The following is a 5,215-nucleotide window of genomic DNA, read 5'->3' as shown; positions in this document are numbered from 1 at the left end:
CCAAGCCGGCTTCTGTCCGGTTAAGAACGGTGTCGGGGACGTTACAGGACGTTACAGCTTGGACCTTCGGCTCGATCAAGGCGACGTCGGCGCGCTGGCCGCGGAGCTCCGCCGCCGCGCGGCGCTGGGCCGCTCCGAGGGGCTGAACCGCCTGTTCGACTACCTCGTCGAGGTCTCCGAGCGCGGCCTCAGGCCGAAGGAGTTCGAGGTGGCCGCTGCGGTGTTCGGCCGCGACGCCGGCTTCGACGGAGCGCAGGACGCCTCGGTGCGCGTGGCGGTGCACCGTCTGCGCCGGAAGCTCGAGGACTACTACGCCGGACCGGGCCGCGGCGAGGCGCTGCGGCTGGTGGCGCCACGCGGCGAGTACCGCCTGGTCGTCGCGCGGGCCGAGGCGGCGGCGCTCCCGGTGGGCGCCGGCAGGCCGCCGCGCCTGCTGCGCCTGTGGCCCTGGGCGGCCGCGCTCATCGCCGCCAACGCGCTCGCCTGGGCGGGCTGGTGGGCGAGCCATCGCGACGGCGACTATGGAGCCGTGCGCCGGGCCGCGCCCTGGGCGCAGGTGCTGGGCGACCGCCGGCCGTTGATCGTGGCGGTCGGCGACTACTACATCTTCGGCGACCTCGACCAGGCGACCGGCGCCGGGCGCCTGGTCCGCGAGTACGGGATCAACTCGCCGGAGGACCTCGACGCCTGGCTGATGGACCATCCGGAGATGGTCGGCCGTTACCGCGACCTCGACCTCTTCTACCTGCCGGTCGGGGCGGCGGCGGCGCTGCGCGACGTGCTGCCGGTGCTGGCCCCCAAGGCGGCGGCGCGCGACCAGGTGCGCGTGGTCACCGCCTCCGACCTCACGCCGGAGATGCTGAAGCGCAATGACGTGCTCTACATAGGCTACCTCTCGGGGCTGCGCATGCTGCGCGATCCGCTGTTCGCCGGCTCCCGCTTCCGGGTCGGCGAGACCTACGACGAGCTGATCGACGGCAAGACCGGCCGGCACTACACGAGCCAGGAGGGCGGGCCGGTGGACGGCCAGGCCAACCAGCGCGACTTCGGCTACTTCGCCGCCTTCCAGGGGCCGGACGGCAACCGCATCGTCATCCTCGCCGGGGCCCGCGACATGGGCCTCATGCAGACCGCCGAGGCCATGACCACGCCGCAGGTGCTGAAGGCGGTTCGCCGCGGGGCCGGCGGGGCCCAGGCCTTCGAGGCGCTCTACGAAGTCCAGGGGCTGCGCCGCGCCAACTTCGGCGGCCATCTGGTGGTCGCCTCGCCGCTGGATTCCGCCCGCATCTGGGCGCCCCCGAAGGCCCCGCTGCGCTTCCCCGCCGGATAGGCGAGCGTCATCCACCCCCAACAGACGAGACCCGATCCGATGTCCGACGACGACCTGATCTCCTTCGGCGCCAAGCTCGCGCAGCACGCCCGGCTGCAGCCCGAGGCGCCGGCCGTGAGCTGCGGCGAGCAGACCCTGAGCTATGCGGAGCTGCACCGGCGCAGCAACCGCATCGCCCGCGCGCTGGCGGCGCTGGGCGTCAGGCCGGGCGACCTGGTGACGCTGGGGCTGCCCAACAGCGTCGGCTTCGTCGAGGCCTGCTACGGCGTCTGGAAGCTGGGGGCGACGCCGCAGCCGATCTCCTATCGGCTGCCCAAGGCCGAGCTCGAGGCGATCATGGACCTCGCCAAGACGCCGGTGGTGATCGGCGAGTTCAGGCACCAGATCGACCGGCCGCTGCTGACCGCCGAGGGCCTGCTGGCCCTGAGCCAGGATGACGGCGACCTGCCGGACGCCGTGCCGCCGATCTCCAAGGCGCCCACCTCCGGCGGCTCGACCGGACGGCCGAAGCTGATCCTGGCCGGCCAGCCGGGGCTGTCGCCGCGCGCCACGCCGGAGGTCGGCGGCTTCCGCATCAAGCCGGACAGCACCGTGGTGCTGCCGGCGCCGATGTACCACAACGCGCCGTTCGGGATGATGATGAGCGCGACCCAGCTCGGCGCCCACGTGGCGGTCATGCCGCGGTTCGACCCGGAGGCGACGCTGGCCGAGGTCGCGCGCCGCAAGGCGACCTGGCTCTACCTCGTGCCGACCATGATGAACCGCATCTGGCGCCTGCCGGCCGACGTCAGGGCCAGCTACGACCTCTCCAGCCTGGAGACCCTCTGGCACATGGCGGCGCCCTGCCCCGCCTGGCTGAAGGAGGCCTGGATCCACTGGGTCGGACCCGAGGTCGTCATGGAGCTCTACGCCGGCACCGAGGCCCAGGCGGTGACCATCATCGACGGCGCCGAATGGCTCGGCCACCGGGGCTCGGTCGGCAAGGTCACGTTCGGCGAGATGAAGGTGTTCGACGACGCCGGGAACGAGCTGCCAGTGGGCCAGACCGGCGAGATCTACATGCGCCGCGCGCCGGGCTCGCCGCCCAGCTACCGGTACGTGGGCGCGACGCCGAAGACCCTGCCCGGCGGCTGGGAGAGCCTGGGCGACCTCGGCTGGTTCGACGCGGACGGCTACCTCTACCTGGCCGACCGGCGCGCCGACATGATCCTGGTGGGCGGCTCCAACGTCTATCCGGCGGAGATCGAGGCGGCCCTGGAGGCGCACCCGGCGGTGCAGTCCTGCGCCGTCATCGGCCTGCCGGACGAGGATCTCGGCGCCCGCATCCACGCCATCGTCAAGGCCAATGGCGAGGTGGACGAGGCGGACCTGCGGGCGCACCTGGCCGAGCGGCTGGTCACCTACAAGCAGCCGCGCTCCTATGAGTTCGTCGACGAACCGGTGCGCGACGACGCGGGCAAGGTGCGCCGCACCGCGCTCCGGGACGCGCGCATCGCGGCGATGAAGCAGGGCGAGGTGGCGTAAACCGGCGTCATCCCGGACGGCCCGCAGGGTCGATCCCGGACCCAGGATCGGCGCAACGCTGAACCCGGCTGGGTCCCGGCTCTCCCGCCCGCCTCCGCGGGCGTTCGGCCGGGATGACAGGTTGGGTTTGCCGGGCTAAGGCCTTGCGCATTCGTCTGCACCCTCATTCGGGGAGGATTATGAGCATCAAGGGCAAGGCCTACGTCATGGGCGCGTTCGAGCATCCGCTGCGCGACGCGCCCGACACCTCCACCCCGCAGCTGCACATGGAGTGCGCCCTGGGCGCGCTGGCCGACGCGGGGCTCGAGAAGGACGACATCGACGGCTACTTCTGCGCCGGCGATGCGCCGGGCTTCGGCGCCATGTCGATGATCGACTACATGGGGCTGAAGAACGTCCGGCACATGGACTCCACCGAGACCGGCGGCTCGTCCTACATCGTCCATGTGGGCCATGCCGCCCAGGCGATCGCGGCGGGCAAGTGCCAGGCCGCGCTGATCACGCTGGCCGGCCGGCCGCGGCACGGCGGCGGCCGCCCCGGCGGCCGCATGGCCCCGAGCGCCGCGCCCGGCCTGACCGACGGACCGCCCGAGGCCGGCTTCGAGAACATCTACGGCGGCTCGACGCACAACACCTACGGCATGTGCGCCATGCGCCACATGTACGAGTACGGCACCACCTCCGAGCAGCTCGCCTGGATCAAGGTGGCGGCCAGCCACCACGCCCAGTGGAACGAGCACGCCTTCCTGCGCGAGGTGGTCACGGTCGAGGAGGTGGTGAGCTCGCGGATGATCGCCGATCCGCTGCACCTGATGGACTGCTGCGTGGTGACCGACGGCGGCGGCGCGCTGATCGTCACCTCGCCGGAGGTCGCCAAGCGGCTCAAGCGGCCGAAGGTGAGGATCATGGGCGCGGGCGAGGCGCCCAAGTCGCCGCTCGGCGGCCAGGGCCTGGACCTCACCTATTCGGGCGCCGTCTGGTCGGGGCCGCGGGCGTTCGAGGAAGCCGGCGTGAAACCCGCCGACATCAAGTACGCCTCGATCTACGACAGCTTCACCATCACCGTCCTGATGCAGATCGAGGACCTGGGCTTCTGCGAGAAGGGCCAGGGCGGCAAGTTCGTGGCCGACGGCAACCTGATCTCGGGGGTCGGACGCTTGCCCTTCAACACCGACGGCGGCGGGCTGTGCAACAACCACCCGACCAACCGCGGCGGCATCACCAAGGTGATCGAGGCGGTCCGCCAGTTGCGCGGCGAGGCGCACCCCAAGGTGCAGGTGAAGAACTGCGATCTGGCCATCGCGCACGGGACCGGCGGATCGCTCGGCACCCGGCACGGCTCGGCCACGGTGATCATCGAACGGGAGGCCTAGGAGCCAAGATGTCCGAGACCCAAGAACGTCCGGCGACGCTCTCGCGCCCGATCCCCTCGCCGGCGGTGAGCGTCGAGACCAAGCCCTTCTGGGACGCGGCCCGCGAAGGCCGCTTCCTGATCAAGCGCTGCACGGCCTGCGGCAAGGCGCACTGGTATCCGCGCACCTACTGCCCGTTCTGCGCCTCCGGCGAGACGGTGTGGGAGGAGAGCCCGGGCGAAGGCGTGGTCTACACCTTCTCCATCATGCGCCGCTCGCAGAACCCCTACGCCATCGGCTACGTGACCCTGAACGAGGGGCCCGCGGTGCTGACCAACTTCGTCGACGTCACCCCCGAGGCGCTGAAGATCGGGATGAAGGTGAAGGTGAAGTTCCAGCCCACCGAAGGCGGCGGCCCGCCGGCCCCGGTGTTCGCACCGGCGTAGCGAGCTCAAGCGAGGCATGACTCCGCGGCCAATCGTGAGATGAGCTGTCCGGCCTCGCGGGGGCGGCCGAGCCGATGCTTCTCCAGTCGGTCGAGACCTGGATCGGCGAACATCAGCTCGTACTGCCTGCGCCGGCGCTCGTAGGTGTCCCAGGCCCAGCGGATCGGATGATCCTTGTCCAGCCAGCGGCGGAACTGTTCGGTGTTGCCGGTGCCGGGCCATAGCTCGCGCCGGTCGACGGCGCGCAGGAACGAGCGCCGGATCACGCGCGGCATGATCACCCATCGCGAATAGTCGAGCCAGACCAGGTGGGTCGCCTTGGGCAGGGTGCGCTGTATCGCCAGCCGATAGTTGCCGTCCGTGACCCACCGCTCGCCGGCCGTGGCTTCGTCCACCCGCCGCTGGAACTCTTCGGGTTCGTCCGCCGCCCGGTTCAGCCAGTTGGGGCCCCAGTTGAGCGCGTCGAGTTCGATGCGCTTCAGATCGCAGGCGGCGGCCAGACGGCGGGCGAAGGTCGACTTGCCCGACCCCGAGCTGCCCACCACCACGATGCGCATGCGCCC

5 protein-coding genes are annotated in these 5,215 nt (G+C 71.3%); 4 read left to right on the top strand and 1 reads right to left on the bottom strand.

Annotated features, from left to right (window positions below):
• Window positions 1–58 precede the first annotated feature (58 nt).
• From VLI41_RS05625 to VLI41_RS05610, 4 genes are all read left to right on the top strand, one after another.
• Window positions 59–1,330 carry a helix-turn-helix domain-containing protein gene (locus tag VLI41_RS05625; RefSeq protein ID WP_325267080.1) on the top strand — a complete coding sequence of 424 codons (1,272 nt, stop codon included), beginning with the start codon at window positions 59–61 and terminating at the stop codon, window positions 1,328–1,330.
• Window positions 1,331–1,369: 39 nt separating this feature from the next.
• Complete coding sequence (locus VLI41_RS05620) at window positions 1,370–2,854, top strand: AMP-binding protein (RefSeq protein ID WP_325267079.1); 1,485 nt, start codon at window positions 1,370–1,372, stop codon at window positions 2,852–2,854.
• Between the two features lie 179 nt (window positions 2,855–3,033).
• Window positions 3,034–4,227: a thiolase domain-containing protein gene (locus VLI41_RS05615; RefSeq protein ID WP_325267078.1), complete on the top strand. Its 1,194-nt coding sequence runs from the start codon at window positions 3,034–3,036 to the stop codon at window positions 4,225–4,227.
• 8 nt (window positions 4,228–4,235) lie between these two features.
• On the top strand, window positions 4,236–4,652 hold the full coding sequence (locus VLI41_RS05610) for a Zn-ribbon domain-containing OB-fold protein (RefSeq protein ID WP_325267077.1): 417 nt from the start codon (window positions 4,236–4,238) through the stop codon (window positions 4,650–4,652).
• A gap of 5 nt (window positions 4,653–4,657) precedes the next feature.
• Here VLI41_RS05610 and VLI41_RS05605 read toward each other — a convergent pair.
• The coding region (locus VLI41_RS05605) for an AAA family ATPase (protein ID WP_325267076.1) at window positions 4,658–5,215 on the bottom strand (558 nt) is incomplete at its 5' end.

This window comes from Phenylobacterium sp., assembly GCF_035475775.1.
Taxonomy (GTDB): domain Bacteria; phylum Pseudomonadota; class Alphaproteobacteria; order Caulobacterales; family Caulobacteraceae; genus Phenylobacterium.
Note: the sequence above shows the minus strand (reverse complement) of the source record. Positions and strands in the feature narration are given on the sequence as shown.

What these genes read in the sequence shown, in the direction of transcription:
- VLI41_RS05615 (WP_325267078.1), top strand. Translation starts at nt 3,034, where the DNA reads ATGAGCATCAAGGGCAAGGCCTACGTCATGGGCGCGTTCGAGCATCCG.
- VLI41_RS05610 (WP_325267077.1), top strand. Translation starts at nt 4,236, where the DNA reads ATGTCCGAGACCCAAGAACGTCCGGCGACGCTCTCGCGCCCGATCCCC.
- VLI41_RS05620 (WP_325267079.1), top strand. Translation starts at nt 1,370, where the DNA reads ATGTCCGACGACGACCTGATCTCCTTCGGCGCCAAGCTCGCGCAGCAC.